The following is an 18,398-nucleotide window of genomic DNA, read 5'->3' as shown; positions in this document are numbered from 1 at the left end:
CCGTTGTCCTACACAGATATAGGATAAAACCCCGTCGTCACGACGTTAGAGGACTCTCATGGCCAGCAGAACCAAATCCGCAGAAAAATCCGTAGTGGATATTTATCTGGAGCGACTGCAGGACCATCTGTCCATTGAAACCAAAACGATTGAAACTGTTCTTTCCGAGCTACCCGTTTGCGCATGTTATGAAACCCTGAACCACCAAATGAGACAGGATCTCGACATGCGGCGCGCTCATGCCGAAGACATCAAAGCCCTATTGGATCGACATGGACAGCCTACCCCAGCAACTCATGAAACAGTCTCTTCAATTCTAAACACCGTCTCCAGCCTCTTTCATAACGGGGAAGACAGTGACCTTCTTAAGGGCGTCCTCACAAATATCAGTTATCGATCCTATCAGGTCGCATCTTTGGATATCCTGTTACTTCTGGCGGGACGTCTGGGCTTCGTAAGTGACATCGCGATTCTCAAGCGTCTGCATACAGAAGAGAATATATCCCTTGACCTCCTTCGTAAAAATTTTCCCGATATACTTACAGAATATTTGTCGACCATTTAATATAATTAGCAATAGATAATAATATTTATAAATTATGAAGTCATTCCGAAATTGGCAATTAACTAACCATCATCCAGAAGGGATGGATTCTTCAAAAATAATTTAATCTAAAGATTTCTGTTTCTTTTTCAAAAAAAAGACCCAAAATGTCTCATCGAAAGCCACTCCCTGCCTTCTTCGAACATTTATGTGGCGCATGAGTCTCTGAAAGAGAAATCTCGGCCGCTACATTAGAAGTTTTCTTAGAGTTTTTTTGCCATGTCCAAAGATGGGCGTTCATCAGAGCTGCCCGCTCGCATTATTCCGCTTGCCACACTTCCCGCCCCTTCACGCGGTTTTGAACCTGTTGTGCAGCGCATACCAGCTTCCTGGCTTCACAAGCGAGAGACACTTACAAAATGCTTCGCACAGGAAAAAGCACTCGTTCTTCTCAGTCCCAATGAAGGCGGAATTCTCTATCTGAGTGCTAGCCACCTTTCTGCGGCTCCTGAAGATGAGGCTGTTCAAGCTGCCTTTCTTTCCTTTCGGGGAAACGGCATTCTGGCTCTTTCCGTGCGAAAAGAAGCGCTTCTCGCTCAGTTGCCAGTCTTGTCCGGGTTGCCGCCTGTCACAATCCAGACCAGATCCGGTCCGGGTCATTTCCTGTTTGTGACCTGCAACCTCATTATTCAGGATATGTTGCTCTCATCTCCGTTGCAGACTCAATCGCGCATTCTCCAACATTTGACGAATCTGCTTCTCACAACCGTTCTGGACGCGCTTGATCTGGATCTCTCAACTGAAGGGCGCCGGCGACATCGACAAAAGCACATCCGCGCCTATATCGAATCTCAGCTGCACGAGCCTGACCTGACCCCGCAGGTCATCGCAAAAGCTTGTGGCATCTCAACCAGAGCACTTTATCTTCTATTCGACGGAGAACCGGGAGCTGTCTCTGGGTGGATTTTAAGCAGACGCCTTGAACGTATTCACAAGGATCTTCAATCCTTGGATTTTGCCTCAGAGACTATTGCCGAAATTGCTCTTAAACATGGCTTCAGAAATGCCGCGCATTTTTCGAGGCGTTTCCGTCAAAAATTTGGCCTGTCTCCCAGAGAGGCCCGGCCAAAACGACTTACCGGGTAAGTCAGATAGAACCTGCATTATTCATATTTCTGACAAGACGGGTGGTTGATTGTCCATTCACAAGATCGACCAGAGCCACCCGCCCCCCGCATGATTTTACGAAATCACCGCCAACGACCTGATCTTCGGTATAATCTGAGCCCTTAACCAGAACGTCTGGTTTGATTGTCCGAATAACGTCCAACGGCGTCTCTTCATCAAACAGAATAACAAGATCTACCGCACGTAACGCGCCAATAACCGTGGCCCGTGCCTCTTGTCTCTGAATTGGTCGACTTGGCCCCTTCAAAGCGGCAACCGACCGATCCGTATTCAGAGCAACAATCAGTTTGTCTCCCTGACGCGCAGCTGCCTGCAACAGGGAAATATGACCCGGATGAACGAGATCGAAACATCCATTCGTAAAGACAACCCGCGCACCATGCCGCCGCCAATTTTCCGCGATACGCGTCGCTTCCTGTACGGTGACCAATGCCCCATTCTCTGGAATTTCCTGTCCCAGTTCGCGCGAAAGCTCTTCTTTCGAAACTGTTGCTGTTCCAAGTTTTCCTACCGAGAGGGAAGCTGCTGCCGTCGCTATGACCACCGCCGTTTCCAGGTCCTGCCCAGCGGAAAGAACAGATGCGACGGTCGCAACGACCGTATCACCGGCTCCAGACACATCGAACACTTCTGATTTCCGTGCGGCCACATGCTGATATGTCCCATCACGCCGCCACAGGGTCATGCCATCTTCCGACCGGGTAATCAGAACATCCCCACCAAACTGGCCTGACAAAGCCTTTGCAACCGCCAGAACCTCTGTATCTGTCCGCGCAGAAAGCCCCGTCGCCTGTTCAGCCTCAAGTCTGTTAGGCGTCACCAAAGTTGCGCCAGCATAAGCTTCAAATGTGCGCCTCTTGGGATCAACAAGAACCGGAATCCCTTTTTCTCGTCCGGCCGCAATAACAGCTTTAAGAACAGCGTCATCAAGAACGCCTTTTGCGTAATCTGAACAGACCACAACGTCCGTATCTTCTATGGCTTTTTTGGCAGCCTGAATCAGACGTTGGCGAACGTCTTCGTTCAGAGGAATGACTTTTTCCACGTCGATGCGAACAATCTGTTGTAAGCCACTGACAACCCGCGTTTTTGTAATTGTTGTCCAATCAGGCGATGAAATAATTCCTTCCTGACGAACAGACGGCCATTCATCCAGAGCATTTTTAAGCTGTTCCGCAGCCTCATCATGACCAACAAGCCCGATCAGTCTGACTTCTACGCCCAGAGCAGCCGCATTGACTGACACGTTCGCAGCACCACCTGGGACACGTCGGATTCCATCATTCAGAAGAACCGGCACAGGCGCTTCCGGAGAAATCCGACTGACACTTCCAGAGACATACTGATCCAGAAGAAGGTCTCCAATGACCGTAATGCGGCCGAAGCGGAAATCATCAATCAAGACCAGTCTCTCCAGAACATGAAATGGTTCAAGCCCAGCAGTCGTCTCACAAGGTCTTACAAAAGAAAAGAGCGGAGGATGTTTCCCCCGCCCCTGCTCTATTGCTCATCTGTTATCAAGCCAGATGATCAGGCTGCCGCTGAACCAGCAAGAAGGCCTGCCAGAAGGCGCGCAAACCCGGTCGGATCAGGAAGAGGCTCACCTTCCTGAACACGTGCCAGATCCAGCAGCACACGCGCCAAGTCCTTGATACTCTCGCCTTTCGACACCCGCTCGGAAAGAGCTTTGATCAAAGGGTGCCTCGGATTGATTTCCAGAATAGGCGGTGCTTCTGGAAGAGCCTGGCCCGATCGACGCATCAGACGCTGCATAGCCAGATCCGGGCCTCCCTCCGACGTAATGACGACAGCACTGTCCGTCAGGCGTACTGTTCCACGCACGTCCTTGACGGTATCGCCCAATGCTTCCTTGAGGGTCGGAACCAGCTTTTCCAGATCGGCAGGTTCGACGGTTTCATCCGCATCTGTCGGGAATTTTTCCAGATCACCATGCGAATACACGACAGAACGCAGGATCTTGTCGTTATAAGAATGGAGCCGTTCCGGCCAGAAACCATCAACAGGATCTGACAAAAGAAGAACCTCCAGGCCCCGGGCCCGGAATCCCTCAAGCTGTGCAGACGCCTTCAACGCATCAAGATTATCGCCCGTCAGGAAGTAAATGACGTCCTGACCCTCCTTCATACGCGAGATATAGTCATCAAGCGTGGTCAGATCATCACTCTGAGTCGTGTGGAAACGAGCGAAACCTGCGATTTCCTGACGGTGCTCGCTGTCTTCCCACAGACCTTCCTTGATAACTGCACCGAAGTTCTCCCAGAACGCCGTGAAAGCATCATCAGCTGTCTTCGCACGGTTCTTGATTTCAGTAAGAACGCGCTTGGTAACAGCCTTGCGAATGCGGGCAAGAACAGGAGTTGCCTGAAGCATTTCGCGAGAGACATTCAGCGGTAGATCTTCCGTATCTACGACGCCCTGAACGAAGCGCATCCAGCTTGGGAGAAGGTCGGCTTCATCTGTAATGAACATACGGCGGACATGAAGGTGAATCCGACTTTCCCGCGACTGCTCCATGAAATCGAAAGGTCGGGCACTCGGCAGGAACAGGAGAGCCGTAAACTCCGTGGTGCCTTCAGCATGCCAGTGCATGGTCGCATACGGCTCGTCAAAAGCACGGGCAATGTGACGATAGAATTCCGTATACTCCTCAGGCGTAATTTCTGACTTTGGTTTACGCCACAGGGCTGTACCCTCATTGGCAGCTTTATCTTCCGTCGTGCCGTCTTCCTTGGTTTCCCTCAGAGTAATAGGCCAGGAGATATGGTCAGCCCATTTGCGGATAATCGACCTTAGACGCCAACTGTCCAGAAACTCATCAGCATCGTCCTTCATATGAAGAACGATATCTGTGCCCGGCGCAGAACGGGTTGAAGGCGTCAGGGTAAAAGAGCCCTTCCCGTCCGAAGACCACGTCCATGCTTCATCAGAACCGGCCTTGCGGGATGTGACGTCGACACTGTCTGCAACCATGAATGCGGCATAGAACCCTACGCCAAACTGCCCAATCAGGCTTGGGCGGTCTTCTGCCTTTGCTGAACTGAGCTTTTCGCCAAAAGCACGGGTTCCGGACCGGGCAATCGTCCCCAGATTTTGAGCAAGCTCATCATGGGTCATGCCGACGCCATCGTCAGAAATGACCAACTCTTTCTTGTCTCTTTCCGGCGTAATGCGGATACCCGCATTTTCCGGCAGAGCAAGAGCTGAGTCTGTCAGAGCTTCAAAACGACGCTTGTCGGTTGCATCCGCAGCATTGGCGACGAGTTCACGGAGAAAGATCTCACGATCCGAGTAAAGGGCATGAACAACGAGATCGAGCAGACGTCCGACCTCGGCACTGAATTCATGCTTTTCAGCCTGACCCTGGGTTGCATTCATGGCTACAAATCTCCTTTCAGGAAAGTAATCTGGATATGCGACGTCAGGCCGAGTTTTTCAACGCTCCTTAAAGATAACTTGCAAGAGTCATGCCCTTCATGTCCGCAATGATGGAATAAGACGCCTGTAACTGATTGCTGGTGTCGTTAATCTGCACTGAAACCTGTGCGAGATCAGCGTCTTTTGTTGTTCCCAACTGCGTCGTAAGCGCGGATTTCATCTGCTCCAGCATAGCACTCTGAGTGGTGAGGCTATTCTGCTGAACACCCAACGCTCCGCTCATATCCGATAGACCATCTATCGCTGTTGTGTTTGTATCCTGAAGGCCCTGAATAAGCTGGGTATAATCTGCAGTTCCGGGGTCCACTGACCCAAGCGCTGCGACAACCATCAGGTTCCGCATCAAATCCCGAATGGGCGAACCTGTGGAACTCCCGGAAGACGCGCTTCCCTGCGTGGCAACTATTCCTGCCGTTGCTGTCTCATTTTTTCCCGTCACAATCTGTAAATTCTGTGCTGATGCTGTTGTGGGGTCTGTCGAAAGCGATGAGGAAAATGGCTGATTGTCAGCAGTGTTCCCCGCCAATGCCAAGGTTGACGACAGAACTGAGGACGCATCTGCTGTTCCCAGTTGGTTCACTGCCTGAGAAATGGATGATGCCAGATCAGAGTTTCCTGGATCACCACTCACCGGTGCTTCTGAAGACTGTAAGCCGGAGAATATATAGCTGTCTCCCTGCTGGGTATTAAGCAGATTACCAAGCGACGTAAGAGCTGTTTTAGCCTGCTGGGCAGCAGTGTCTATTGCGCTTGAGGACATACTCCCGGCGAGGGTGGACAGTGTTTCATTCAGATCACTGGCAATGGTCGAAATCTGGCTCAGAACAGACTGCGTTGTGGTTAACCTGTTCTGAGCAGTCGTAATATTACCACTCCATGCACTGACCTGTGTGATAGCAGGCTGAAGTGCCAAAGCCTGTGCCCGCGAATTTCCAAGTCCTGCATAACTGTCTGACACTACACCGGTGGAAGCCTGTGCCTGCAAACCATCCTTTTTCTGAGACAGTGACGTCAGATTCAACGTCTGCTGAAGAGAAACGCCGCCATACCCAAAAGAAGTCACTGTCCCTGTCATTTTCAGCTTCCAACCGCATTCAGAAGTGCCGTAAACATACTCTGGACAGAGGAAATAACTTTCGCATTTGCGGAATAGGCATTCTGCAACGTCACGATATTAGCCATTTCTGTATCTACAGAAACGCTGGACGTTCCAGAAAGACTTGAAGACAAGCTGCTCTGTGTTGTCTGAGCAAGAGAAAGGTTACTGCTGGCTGTATTGGCCGTTGCCGCTTGGTTAGCAGTCAACGATGTCGCAAGCCCGATGAGACTTTGAGAACCACTGTACCCCGTGGACAACTGACCAGTCATTCCAAGGCCGGTACTCGGTGCTTCCGTCTGGCTACTCCCATCTGATTGGGTTGTACCAAATGCATACGACAAAACGTTCTGGATAACACTCGTACTACCAGAAACAAGCAGGGACGGATCATCCTGATAGGCTTGAGAAACCTGGATATCCTGTGCAAACCCTGCACTTCCTGCCGGGGTGATCTCTGTTTGGGATGCTCCAGGAACAGTGCCATCAGAGGTAGTGAACAATGTCATTCCCTGCGCACTGAAACGACTGGCCGCTGTATAAGCCAGGGAATCAAGTTGAGCCTGCATTGTTGGAAGAGTTGTATCACGCAGAGTGATATTAGCCCCCAGGGTTCCGCCTGTCAGATGTCCGGTAATATCTTTTCCATTCAATGTAATAGCTGGAATGGAATTAACGTCTGACGTTCCTGGATAGCTCATACTGGTCGAAATTTGAGCTTCTGAGGTCGTCAGAGGCCATGTGCTGGACACCGCATTGGTCGCTCCTGACGTCGTATTATGCGTGGGCAGCGTCAGACCATCTGATGTCGTAATGGACATGTCGCCGTTGGTTGACACTTTCCATGAAACGCTCAAATCACTGGAAAGCGAAGATAATGCCGTGAACCGTTGATTTTCCAGATCAGCTGTATCAAGACCCTGACTTTTCAACGTCATGATTTTTGTTGAAAGATTTCCGATCGTTGTCAGGTTGGTATTGATATCTGACACAGATGAAACAACAGCATCCTGTGCGTTTTGACGCTGAGTCTGCGTCGCTTCTGCCAGGGCGTTGAGCGATTGAGCAAAACTACTGGCAGCAGCAAGAACCGTACTTTGGGTTGTCGAACTGGAGGACGTTGCCGTTAGGGATGTCAGTGCTGATTGAAGATTTCCCAGTTGGTCTGAAAGCGTGCCACTACTGCCCGACGTCGCAGATGTAGACCCCTGAAGAGCGGTGATGGCTGAAAGGGAATTGCTGGTCGCTGTGTATTCTGCCACGTCAGCATTCTGTGAATACATGGCGGCCTGAATATTCGTATTCGTCGCCAGAGTCGTCGTTGCCCGACGAACACCACCACCTGTTCCATCATTGACAACAGACTGAACGTTGGCGACTTCCTTGATATAGCCACCTGTAGATGCATTGGCGACATTTTGGGATGCCGTGGACATTCCATACTGCACAGCCTGCAGGCCGGATGCGGCAATCGAAAGTGAATCTGTCAAACCCATGATTCAGATCTTCCTTCCATGCAGCCTTACTGGATCATCGCCAGAGTGGTCTGAAGAAGCTGGTTGGCTGTGGTGACGATCTTTGTATTCGCGCCATAGGCCTGCTGGGCTACGATCAGTTTGGTCAGATCGCTGGTGAGATCTGTCGTGGAGCTTTCGGTAGAACTGGTGCTCAGCGTGCCTGCGCCATTTGTATTGACGGCATTGACAACCGGTGCCCCTGAAGACGCTGTAGCAGTATAGGCCTGTCCATTCTGCGCCGAGAGACCATTCGGGTCTGCGAACGTGGTCAGTAGAATCTTGGCCAGCAGTTGAGACAGACCATTATCGAACGTCGCCATGACTGAGCCATCTGTCTGCATCGAAAGACCGGTAAATGTTCCGCTTGTTACACTGTTCGTCGTCATGGTCGGATTTGTGCTGTAGCTTCCGCCATCCGTCGAAAGGCTAACTCCCGAACTGCTTCCAATGGTTCCAAGACTGACCGTCATGTCCTGAGGCGACCCTGTGTAAGAAAATGTCGCTGCAGATCCCGTTGACTGGGCGGCCCCGTTTACGGAGGCCAGTGTGCCGTCACTATTAAATGTTACGGTCGCCGAGTTACTGGCATCCGCCGAATTACTGACAGTCCATGTCAGAGGGTCTGAACTGGATTGCGCCCAGTTCAGGCTAACAGTCTGGGCATTTCCCTGAGTGTCATAGGCCGTTGCCGTTGAGGTGTTGCTTTGGCCTGTTCCTGTCGTGCTGCCGATAGCCGCAGAAAGCGAAATCGTCGTACTTTTCGTCGGCTGGAATGCAACCGAGTCCGGGATATGGATCGGAGCCAGCGTGCTGCTCAACGCACCTGTCGACCCCACCTGATAACCCTCAAGGTAATAGCCAGATGTGTTGACCAGATAGCCTTGATTATTTTTGGAAAAATCACCGTTCCGGGTATAAAACTGCTGGCTGTTAAATGTAGGGGCCGTACTAGAGCCCGTACTCCCCGTTGGCTGCACAACATTGAAAAATCCGTTCCCGGAAATCGCAAGAGAGAGCGTATTGGTTGAGGAAACAACCATGCCCTGCGTATCTGTATGCTGCCGGGTTGTTGCGGCGACACTGTCGCTGAGAGACTGCCCGTCACTCGCCAGGTCATTACTCGTCACATAGTCCGCAAAGCTTGTCGTGGTGGCCTTGTAACCCGTCGTCTGGCTGTTTGCGATGTTGTTGGAAAGATCGCTGAACGCATGAGACTGGGCGTTGAGGCCACTGACAGCTGTGTTGAGAGAATTGATGATCGACATGGCGGACTCCGACAGAACTGAGGCTTCGGGCCACGCGCCCGATTGGTATCTGGCCTGACAGTTCCACAGGAAGCGTTAATGAAACCTTTACATGCTGGCTTTTTCCCAGAAGGCTTGGCCCTTTCCCTTGCTGATACTCTTCGAGAGTTCCACCAAACAAAGCATGATGACCTACTGGCTCTTTGGGCTGGAACAAGGCAATATATGAAGACATGCCAGTACCATCCGATGACTCTTCGAAGCCCAGAATCCCTGACGATTCTCCCGTAAAACCTGCAAGATTTGTGCAGGGCAGCATCATGCGCCACGTCATCACGATGGCTGGGACAGGCGCTATCGGTCTGATGGCTGTTTTTGCGGTCGATCTTCTCAATTATTTCTACATTTCCCATCTGCACGACCCTGCCCTGACGGCAGCCATCGCCTTTGCGACATCCCTGAGTTACGTGCAAATCTCGGTCTCAATTGGCATGACCATTGGTCTAGGGGCCTGCATCGGGCGTCTAATTGGTGCCCGACAGCACGCTGAAGCCCGGCGACTGGCTTCAGCCTTTATTGCCGTCATGGTCGCCATTGCAGCTGTTCTCGGTCTTCTGACGGCGATTTTTGCAACGCCGCTTCTTCAGCTTCTGGGCGCGCGGGGAACTGCTCTTCAAAGCGCCGCCACATTTCTTCATGTTGTCTCCCCGGCTTTGCCTCTGGTCTGTCTGGGGATGGCACTTTCCGCACTTCTTCGCGCGGTTGGCGATGCGAAGCGTTCAATGCGCATTACCCTCACCGGGGCACTGGTTTCCGCCATTCTTGACCCATTGATGATCTTTGTTCTTCATCTTGGCCTGGAAGGCGCAGCGATCAGCACCATCCTGTCCCGGTGCGCCATTACGGCCAGCGGTTTCCTGAATCTTCGGGGGCACGCCATGCTTGAGTGGCCAAAGCGTGACGCTTTTGCCCCGGCTCTCCGAAAGATTGGTGGAATTGCTGTTCCAGCGATCGCGACCAATCTCGCCACTCCTACGGGGGCCTTGTTCGTTACTCATGCGATGGCGCAGTTCGGCCTGAATGCCGTCTCCGGTCAGGCCACCATCGACAGAATTGTTCCTGTTGCCTTCGCCCTTGTCTTTGCACTGACAGGATCTGTGGGGCCAATCATGGCACAAAACCTTGGCGCAAGACAATTTGACCGCGTCCGGGAAGCCCTAATGGCAGCCCTTAAACTCACCGCCCTGTGCGTCGGAACGACCTGGTTCGTTCTTGCCGCCGGGCACAATATCATCCTGCATATGTTCAACGTGCAGGGCATTGGCGCGGAAATTGTTCGGTTGTTCTGTTGTTGGTTGGTGCTCAGCTATATGTTCGTTGGGCTGCTCTTCGTTGCGAATACAGCCTTCAATAATCTTGGCCATCCCTTTTACTCGACAGGCTTCAACTGGGGACGGGCAACCCTTGGCACCATCCCTTTCGTATGGCTGGGTTCAGGCTATGGCCCTATAGGCATTCTGATAGGACAATCTCTGGGCGTCGTGATTTTTGGAACGCTGGCTGTTTTGACCGCCTTCCACGTTATTGGACGCCTGGGGCATCATCAGACGCATTGAGATGCGGAAGCGCTCAGGCCTCCGCATCCATACGTTTCTCAGGGCGCCGGGTTGGAGTGCACCTGATGGATCTCATTGATCTTCGCCTCAAGCTCCAGCGTGATCTCAAGATCAACAGAACCAAGAATGGTCTTCAACTGCTCTGTACTGGTCGCACCAATAATATTGGACGTCACAAACGGACGTGATGTTACAAAAGCAACGGCTAGCTGGACAGGATCCAGTCCTTCTGCCTGCGCCAGTGCATGGTAGGCCTCGATTGCGACATCCACCCCAGGCTTCTCGTAGCGCTGGCCACGATTGAACAGCGTCGTGCGTGCTCCAGCCGGCCGAGCCCCGTTGAGGTATTTCCCGGTCAGATACCCCTGAGCCAGTGGAGAGTAAGCTAGAAGTCCCACATTTTCCCGCAGGCACATTTCTGCAAGACCGATCTCGAAGGTGCGATTGATCAGATTGTAGGCATTCTGAATGGACGCAACCCGCGGAAGCCCGGTTTTCGAAGCTGCTAGAAACTGCGACACACCCCAAGCCGTCTCATTGGACAGCCCAACGTGCCGGATTTTACCCTCTGCAACCAGATCTGCCAGAGCACCAAGGGTCTCCTCAACAGGCACTTCATCAGCATCTGGCAGGTCACGGAATGTCGTCCCGCCTTCCCCGAACAGGCCTACTTTCCGGTCAGGCCAGTGAAGCTGGTAAAGATCCAGATAGTCTGTTCCCAGCCGACGCAAAGAGCCTTCAATGGCATAACGGATTTGTGTCGGCGTTAGCCGCGCTTCTTCCCCACCAGGCCGGAACCAAGGCGAAGAGCTGCGCCCGACAATCTTACTGGCAAGAACAATTTTGTCTCGTCCCCCGCGCGCTTTCAGCCAGCTTCCAACAATGGTTTCAGTCGCACCATAGGTCTCGGCGCGCGGCGGAATAGAATACAGTTCGGCGGTATCGATAAAATTGATACCGCTCTCAAGCGCCATATCGAGTTGGGCATGACCTTCAGCTTCAGTGTTCTGCTGTCCAAAGGTCATCGTCCCAAGGCAGATTTCACTGACTTTAATGCCAGTGCGTCCAAGTTCACGCTGTTTCATGTAGGAGCCTGATAAAAATATACAGAAGGATGAAGTGTGATGTTTAGCACAGCCAGACCAGTGACTCACTCTTGAGAAATTCTTGATTACCGTAACAAGAGCTCTTCATCTGATCGTGCTATTTCTGTTCGAAAACCTTTTGGTAAAAATTCAGCTCTCTTACCAAAGCGTCTTCAACAGCATTTCGGTCTCGAAACCCATGCCCTTCCTCTGGATAAACATGCAATTCTGACTGTTCGAGTTTTGTACTCATTGCCTCAGCCTGTGACAGAGGCACGACCTTATCTGCCCCTCCATGCAGGAACAGGACTGGAACATTGATTTTGGCAGCATGCGTTATGGGAGAACGTTCGAGGTACACAGCCTCGTCTTCTGGATAGCGCCCAATCAGACCATCCAGATACCGAGCTTCAAACTTATGCGTTTCTTCAGCCAGCGCCCGAAGATCCGTCACGCCGTAAAGCGACGCCCCGGCAGCGAACAGGTCTGAATGAGCCAGCGCAGCCAGAACAGTCAGGCCACCAGCACTACTGCCCCGGATGACACATCTGTCGGGATCCACCAGCTTACGCTCAATCACCGCCCGCACACCAGCCAGACAGTCTTCCACGTCCGCAATGCCCCATTGCAAATCCAGAGCCTGCCGATATTGACGCCCGAACCCTGTTGAGCCTCGGTAATTCACATCAAGAACCGCAAAACCGCGCGATGTCCACCATTGAACCTTAAAAGCAAAAGCCGGATTGGCCCGCCCTGTCGGGCCGCCATGAGCCATTACGATCAACGGAGGTTTTTCGCCTTCCGCAAGACTGAACGAACTACTCGCCGGTGGATAGAAAAGAGCGTGAGCTTCCTTACCGTCTGACGTCGGGAAGGAAAGTGGCTCAGGTTTGGAGAGATCGTTCTGCGTCACGCCGTCGGGAAAAGAAATGCTTGAACGAAAATATTCACAAGCACCGCTCATATCGCCAACGGCAAGAGCGGGAGCGGCATCTTCCGCAGCATTGATCCAGGCGAAATCACCATTCGTCAGTGGCTCCGGGACATTAACCGGAGATTCCATCGAAACATCGTGCCACTGGCCTTCTGAGAAATGCAGAACACAATTCCGGCCCTGACGAATCCCCAGTGCCAGGAGCTCTCCATGTGCGAGCGGCAAAAGCGTTCTCTGGCCAAAGACCCAATGTGGAAGACCGATTTCTGCATCTACCGGAGGAAGAAAATAGCCCGTCCAACTGTCCCCATCACGAATAAACCGGAGAGGCGACCAGCGTCCATAGGCATCGGATGTTGCATAAAGTGTTCCATCCTCCGCCCATCTTGGTTCGATAATGCTGCATTTCTCGTCTCCACTCAGATCCGTCGTCGGGCCTAACGTCAAACTGCTTCGATCCAGAGACGCCACATTTAGCGTTGTCACCGTCCAGGGCATTTCCGGATTCTGCCATGAAAACCATGCCAGAAAAGCACCGTCAGGAGAGGGACGCGGTGCAGCATAGAAGTCTGCTCCTTCTGCAAGCGCCCTCTCCGTTCCCGTCAGATCAACATAGACGAGCGTGGCGACTGGTATTCCGATGCCATGCGTCTCCCGAACACAGAAAACGCCGTTTTCCCCCCGATCCCATGTCAGATCGGCATAACGTCGTTCTGGCACGCATTGCCCATCAAGCACCCGCAAACAGCCCGCTCCATTACTGACCCAAAGGCCACCAGTTTTCCGATCACTAAAGACCACTTCGGGTTTGCCGTCGTTCAGCCGAACATCCCACGCACCACCGCCATATTCATGAACACGGGTGCCAACACTCCGCTCAGAAGGCGTCAGGTCCACCAGAGTGCCATCAGGTCTGCGACCCACAATGACCGATCGTCCCTGTTCTTCAGGCCGCGTCTCCAGCCAGAAAATCCAGTCCCCCGCAGTTTTCAGTTCAGTGAAAGAGAGCGTCCGTCCGGCAACAAGATCCGGACCGACCCAGGAAGGCCAGTTTCCAGCAGTGAAGGAGTGGCAAAGCTCAGTCATTTTTCATCCTGTGTCTGATGTCCTAGTATCGTAACCGGCGGCTTTGTCTTCCGCCATCTTCTCTACGGGATCACGACACTGTTTCACCTCACGCAATTTCTCGATCATCTGCTCCAGCAATATGGTTATGGCGTCATTGGCGTGACGGTCATGCTGGAAAGCATGGGTTTGCCGCTTCCCGCAGAGAGCATCATCATCGCAGCCTCCCTGTATGCTGGCAGCACGCACCACCTTCATATCGAGTGGATCGCATTGGCTGCGGTCACTGGTGCCATCATGGGGGATAATTTCGGATATCTGCTGGGTCACCATTTTGGCTACAGCATCCTGAAAAAGCACGGCAAAAAAGTCGGACTGACGGAAGAGCGTCTCATGCTGGGACGATATCTTTTCCGCAAGCATGGCGGCATTGTTGTTTTCCTCGGACGTTTCGTTGCGATCCTAAGGGTTTTCGTTGCCCTTCTGGCCGGAGCAAACCGAATGCCCTGGCATTCGTTTCTCTTTTTCAATGCCTTGGGTGGACTGTTCTGGGCTGGCGGCTATGCCTTCATCACTTACGAGTTGGGAAAGCAGATTGAAAAGATCACCGGACCGGTTGGCATCGGCCTCGCGGCCATCGGAGTCTGCTGCCTGATTGGAGCGTTTCTCTTTCTCAAAAAGAACGAAAAACGCCTGACGGATGAAGCCATGAAGCAGGCTGAAGAAGAGGAAAAGCATTCACATTCGAATGCGAAAGACAAAGGAAACCACGGATGACACGCTCCCCTCACGCGGCCTGGTCCCTCGACACACTGGAACGTCTGGATGGCCGGACCGCTCTCATTACCGGCTCAACAGGGGGGCTTGGATTTGAAGTGGCCTGTGGTCTGGCACAACGGGGAGCCTTCATTATTCTGAGTGGACGCAACCTTGAGAAAGGTCGTGCTGCTCTGAACCGTTTGTATGAGCGAGTGCCCAGCGTTCAGGGACGCTTCGAAGTTCTGGACCTTGCTTCCCTTGCTTCGGTCGCCAAATTCACAACAGCTTTACGAGACAGGGGTCAACCGATCCACCTGCTGGCCAACAATGCAGGTATTATGGCCCCCGCATCCCGACTGACAACAAAAGACGGGTTCGAACTGCAATTTGGCACAAACCATCTTGGTCATTTCGCTTTAACAGGCCGGTTATTGCCCCTGTTGGCTGCTGGCAATGCTACTGTCATGACCGTAGCCTCCCTCGCCGCCCTCAAGGGAGAACTACCATTTGGGGATCTGAACGCACGCCACCAATACAGCCCCATGGCGCGCTACAGACAAAGCAAATTATCCAACCTTCTCTTCGCTGCTGAACTGAACCGCCGGGCTCATAAGGCTCCATGGCCTATTCACTCACGGGCAGCCCATCCGGGCTGGGCCGCCAGCAATATCGTTGCCAATAATGGTGCACTGGATACAGCAGGCAACCCAATCAGCCGTTGGGGACGTCGCATTGCCCGCAGTTTCGCGGGACCAGTATTTCACGCTCTAGGACAGACGGTAGAGGAGGGAGCCTGGCCGCTCCTTTATGCTCTGGCGTCTCCAGAAGCGCGGGATGGGGAATATTATGGTCCGCAGGGAAAAGCTGAACGCACAGGTGTGCCAGGAGAGGCAATCTGGCCAGAGCTGGCTAAGGATCATCACCTGGCTGCACGGCTCTGGTCAGTGTCCGAAGAAATGACAGGTGTCAAATATGGTCTCCTGTGAGACCATATTCTGGTGTTCAGTCTCCGTAACCATTCGGATGGGCTTCACGCCACCGGAAGGCAGTCTCAACGATCTGGTCCAGCGTTCCAAATTTCGGCTTCCACCCGGTCTCTTTCTGAAGTGTCGTTGAATCAGCAACTAAAATTGCAGGATCGCCCTGTCTGCGTGGAGCAGCTTCCCAAGGGACTTTTCTACCACTGACCCGTTCAACGCTCTGAATGATTTCAAGGTTGGAATACCCGCGGCCATTGCCGATATTGTAAGCAACGCTTCGGGTTTCAATTTGCTCAAGGGCACGGATATGAGCGTCTGCCAGATCCGTTACATGAACATAATCCCGCACGCAGGACCCGTCTGGGGTGGGGTAGTCTGTTCCAAACAGCTGAAGGGAAGGACGACGTCCAAGAGAAGCATCGATTGTCAGAGGAATAAGATGCGTCTCAGGACGATGATCTTCGCCTGCTCGACCTTCTGCATCTGCTCCGGCAGCATTGAAGTAACGAAGGCTAGCACTTCGTAAACCATAAATAGAATCAGCCCAGTGCAGAACACGCTCAATCAGAAATTTGCTTTCTCCATAGGGAGACCCAGGAGCGATCAGAGCAACTTCCGAGATCGGCTCCGAGCGTTCCGGCCCACCAAATAAAGCTGCTGTAGATGAGAAAACGAGTTTTTTGACGCCCGTCTCAGCACATGCCTGAATCAGATTCAGTGCTGTTAAATAATTCTGACGAAGATAATAAAACGGTGTCCTTATGCTTTCTCCTACCAGGGAAAGAGCTGCAAAATGTAAAACACCGTCCCACTTGCCCTGCGCAACTACCGAATGGGTAGCTTCATAATCTATTAAATCAATCTGATGAAACAAGACATTCTCTGGAACGGCTTCCCGGTGCCCAGTGCTAAGATTATCAAGGACAACAACCTCGTGCCCGGCATCGAGAAGTGCCAGAACGACATGACTGCCAACAAATCCCGCACCACCGGTAACAAGATAACGCATAAGTGAAGCTACCCTCTTCCTGTTCCCTGAATTCAGTTAATATATTCGCCACCCTCGAGCTTTCTTGTCCACTCCACATCCCAGCCCGGACCTATTTCTTCTCTCCACTCAAACCTTTTAATTTTAAATAGGAATGAGAAAAACTCCAAAAAATAATCCTGTATTTTTATATGATAGTATATTCAGCACAATTATCCACAATATTTCTTATAATAGGACTAGATTATACTAATTTAGTCCTATCCCGATATTCAAATGAACGTCCAAAGCAATCCTGGCACACGATATGAAATCTCTTCTCTGACAGAAATGGGAACAGAGGCGAGAACCCGAAGAAACTCTTCTGCGGTTGGGGCAACTGCCGCACTTACAAGCCATACAAGAATATCGTGAGACGTCGTCTCTTTGCCAGGAACAAAAGGAAGCGGAGCACGATTGGCAGCGTAGGAAATCTTCTCCGCAGGAAGAAGGCTAAATTTCTCCCATTCACTGACTTCACGGCGTTCTGCCGCGACCTGTTCGATACCCTGCGGCAGATCTCCGTTAGGATTAGGTATAAAGACCAGATGCAAGCCGGTGACGGGATTATAGGCAGCGTATTTATTTTCTCCGACAGGGCGGAGATTATAAACCAGTTCGCTTGCAAGACGGTCATCTCGCTGCATGTGCATAAGACGATGGGTTCCTGGTTGCCCATCTTCTTCATAGAAGAACGTCAAAACATTTGGCGTATCATTATGAACCGCTGCATATACTGGAACCAGATGGCTCTGTTCAGCAATATCGGCAGTCGTATGCATGATTCGATTTTCATTCGGAAGCAGGTAGAGGCTGGTGTCAAAAGCCGACTTCACCTGAAAGACAGTCGCCCTTCCATCTCCACGAGGTGCAAACATGTTTTCACCCTCAACCTTGTACCAGGTATCTCGTAGTGTTGAGATGGCACGGTCAAGCATGACACGGTAAATATCTCGCAAAATACGGTGAGTTTGAGGGATGAAACGCAATGGCTCGTGATCCGCCAGTTCATTGCGATTAAAATGATCCCAGTACACCGTGGAATCACCAACATCCGCGTTCAGACGTCTTTTAATCCGCTGGATGTAGTGTTCCATGCTGCGGCAGATATAATGCATGACAAAGGCATCATTCCAGTCGATGTCCTGATTTGCATCCTGTCCATTGACCAAACGACCGTCAGGCCTGACGTAACGATCTACCGGAATGTCATACCAATGAGGGTTATGGTAATGATCACCCAGTTTTTCGGGACGTACAAAGCTCTTGATCAGGCGATTATCGCCAAGTTCTGACGTAGAGTGCTGAACAAACGCTTCAACTGTTGTAATTTTAGGTCTTACGACGCGGTCAGAACTTCCTTGAATACGCCATGACAGAGCAACCGCATCAGCATGATCAAATTTTGAAAAGAATTCAGGCAAGCTATCTTGATGCTTCAGGTAGACATATTCATCGCCATCGAGAAACCCTATCCAGTCGTAATGACCTTTGGCCATCTCGGCCGCAGCCATGAAACTTTTGCGCTGCCTTTGATAAAAATCAGGCTCCTCAATAGGATCTGTCCGCATGGCTCTTACGTCGCAGACAGCCGCAGCAGACTGGATGATATCCCAGGTTCCATCGGAAGAATGATCATCAAAAATGAAAAACGTTTTGACGCCAAGTGCTCTATGCCAGGCAATCCATCCCGCAATGTCAGAAAACTCATTTTTGACAAAGAGCGCTATTGCTACGGTTGGAAAAGCCGTCATCTGCCTAGATCCACTTCAAAATGACCAACACGGTAAGTCTGTTTACGTTAACACCTAAGTGAGAAAAACCATATCACTCCGGTCGCATTAACCAAAATGAGGCTTCAAAAGCAGAGTTTCTCTATCTTTTTTC

Annotated in this window: 14 protein-coding genes; 5 read left to right on the top strand and 9 right to left on the bottom strand. The window is 51.6% G+C overall.

Features of this window, described 5'->3' with window-relative positions:
• The first annotated feature begins 58 nt into the window (after positions 1-58).
• Both AC3B6F_RS06570 and AC3B6F_RS06565 read left to right on the top strand, forming a co-directional pair.
• Entirely contained in the window at positions 59-565 is a 507-nt protein-coding gene (locus tag AC3B6F_RS06570) for a DUF892 family protein (protein ID WP_489823764.1), read from the top strand.
• A gap of 258 nt (positions 566-823) precedes the next feature.
• Entirely contained in the window at positions 824-1,690 is an 867-nt protein-coding gene (locus AC3B6F_RS06565) for a helix-turn-helix domain-containing protein (RefSeq protein WP_489823763.1), read from the top strand.
• Position 1,691: 1 nt separating this feature from the next.
• Here AC3B6F_RS06565 and rfaE1 read toward each other — a convergent pair whose 3' ends face one another.
• The 5 genes from rfaE1 to flgE form a co-directional block, all read right to left on the bottom strand.
• Positions 1,692-3,134 (bottom strand): D-glycero-beta-D-manno-heptose-7-phosphate kinase, encoded by a 1,443-nt coding sequence (gene rfaE1, locus AC3B6F_RS06560; RefSeq protein ID WP_489823762.1) that lies wholly within the window; start codon positions 3,132-3,134, stop codon positions 1,692-1,694.
• A 128-nt stretch (positions 3,135-3,262) separates the two neighbouring features.
• Complete coding sequence (htpG, locus tag AC3B6F_RS06555) at positions 3,263-5,128, bottom strand: molecular chaperone HtpG (protein ID WP_489823761.1); 1,866 nt, start codon at positions 5,126-5,128, stop codon at positions 3,263-3,265.
• Positions 5,129-5,195: 67 nt separating this feature from the next.
• Positions 5,196-6,263 carry a flagellin gene (locus tag AC3B6F_RS06550; RefSeq protein WP_489823760.1) on the bottom strand — a complete coding sequence of 356 codons (1,068 nt, stop codon included), beginning with the start codon at positions 6,261-6,263 and terminating at the stop codon, positions 5,196-5,198.
• A 2-nt stretch (positions 6,264-6,265) separates the two neighbouring features.
• Positions 6,266-7,780: a flagellar hook-associated protein FlgK gene (gene flgK / locus AC3B6F_RS06545; RefSeq protein WP_489823759.1), complete on the bottom strand. Its 1,515-nt coding sequence runs from the start codon at positions 7,778-7,780 to the stop codon at positions 6,266-6,268.
• 26 nt (positions 7,781-7,806) lie between these two features.
• Positions 7,807-9,066 (bottom strand): flagellar hook protein FlgE, encoded by a 1,260-nt coding sequence (gene flgE / locus AC3B6F_RS06540; RefSeq protein ID WP_489823758.1) that lies wholly within the window; start codon positions 9,064-9,066, stop codon positions 7,807-7,809.
• A 299-nt stretch (positions 9,067-9,365) separates the two neighbouring features.
• On the opposite strand from flgE, the gene AC3B6F_RS06535 reads away from it, so the two are divergent.
• Positions 9,366-10,661, top strand: coding sequence for an MATE family efflux transporter (locus AC3B6F_RS06535; protein ID WP_489823757.1), 1,296 nt, complete (start codon positions 9,366-9,368; stop codon positions 10,659-10,661).
• A gap of 38 nt (positions 10,662-10,699) precedes the next feature.
• On the opposite strand, the gene AC3B6F_RS06530 is transcribed toward AC3B6F_RS06535, so the two are convergent.
• Entirely contained in the window at positions 10,700-11,746 is a 1,047-nt protein-coding gene (locus AC3B6F_RS06530) for an aldo/keto reductase (RefSeq protein ID WP_489823756.1), read from the bottom strand.
• A 118-nt stretch (positions 11,747-11,864) separates the two neighbouring features.
• Entirely contained in the window at positions 11,865-13,766 is a 1,902-nt protein-coding gene (locus AC3B6F_RS06525) for a S9 family peptidase (protein WP_489823755.1), read from the bottom strand.
• A gap of 150 nt (positions 13,767-13,916) precedes the next feature.
• Between AC3B6F_RS06525 and AC3B6F_RS06520 the strand changes: the two genes are divergently transcribed.
• Both AC3B6F_RS06520 and AC3B6F_RS06515 read left to right on the top strand, forming a co-directional pair.
• On the top strand, positions 13,917-14,522 hold the full coding sequence (locus tag AC3B6F_RS06520; RefSeq protein WP_211568279.1) for a DedA family protein: 606 nt from the start codon (positions 13,917-13,919) through the stop codon (positions 14,520-14,522).
• Complete coding sequence (locus tag AC3B6F_RS06515; protein ID WP_489823754.1) at positions 14,519-15,490, top strand: SDR family oxidoreductase; 972 nt, start codon at positions 14,519-14,521, stop codon at positions 15,488-15,490. Before AC3B6F_RS06520 ends, AC3B6F_RS06515 begins: the two co-directional genes overlap by 4 nt.
• A gap of 16 nt (positions 15,491-15,506) precedes the next feature.
• On the opposite strand, the gene galE is transcribed toward AC3B6F_RS06515, so the two are convergent.
• Positions 15,507-16,493, bottom strand: a complete 987-nt coding sequence (gene galE, locus AC3B6F_RS06510; protein WP_489823753.1) for a UDP-glucose 4-epimerase GalE — start codon at positions 16,491-16,493, stop codon at positions 15,507-15,509.
• 251 nt (positions 16,494-16,744) lie between these two features.
• The gene (locus AC3B6F_RS06505) at positions 16,745-18,265 is read right to left on the bottom strand and encodes a glycosyltransferase family 2 protein (RefSeq protein ID WP_489823752.1); all 1,521 of its coding nucleotides are present in this window, start codon (positions 18,263-18,265) and stop codon (positions 16,745-16,747) included.
• Positions 18,266-18,398: the final 133 nt, after the last annotated feature.

Source organism: Gluconobacter sp. ESL1110 (genome assembly GCF_058107395.1).
This window is presented reverse-complemented; position numbering and strand designations above follow the sequence as displayed.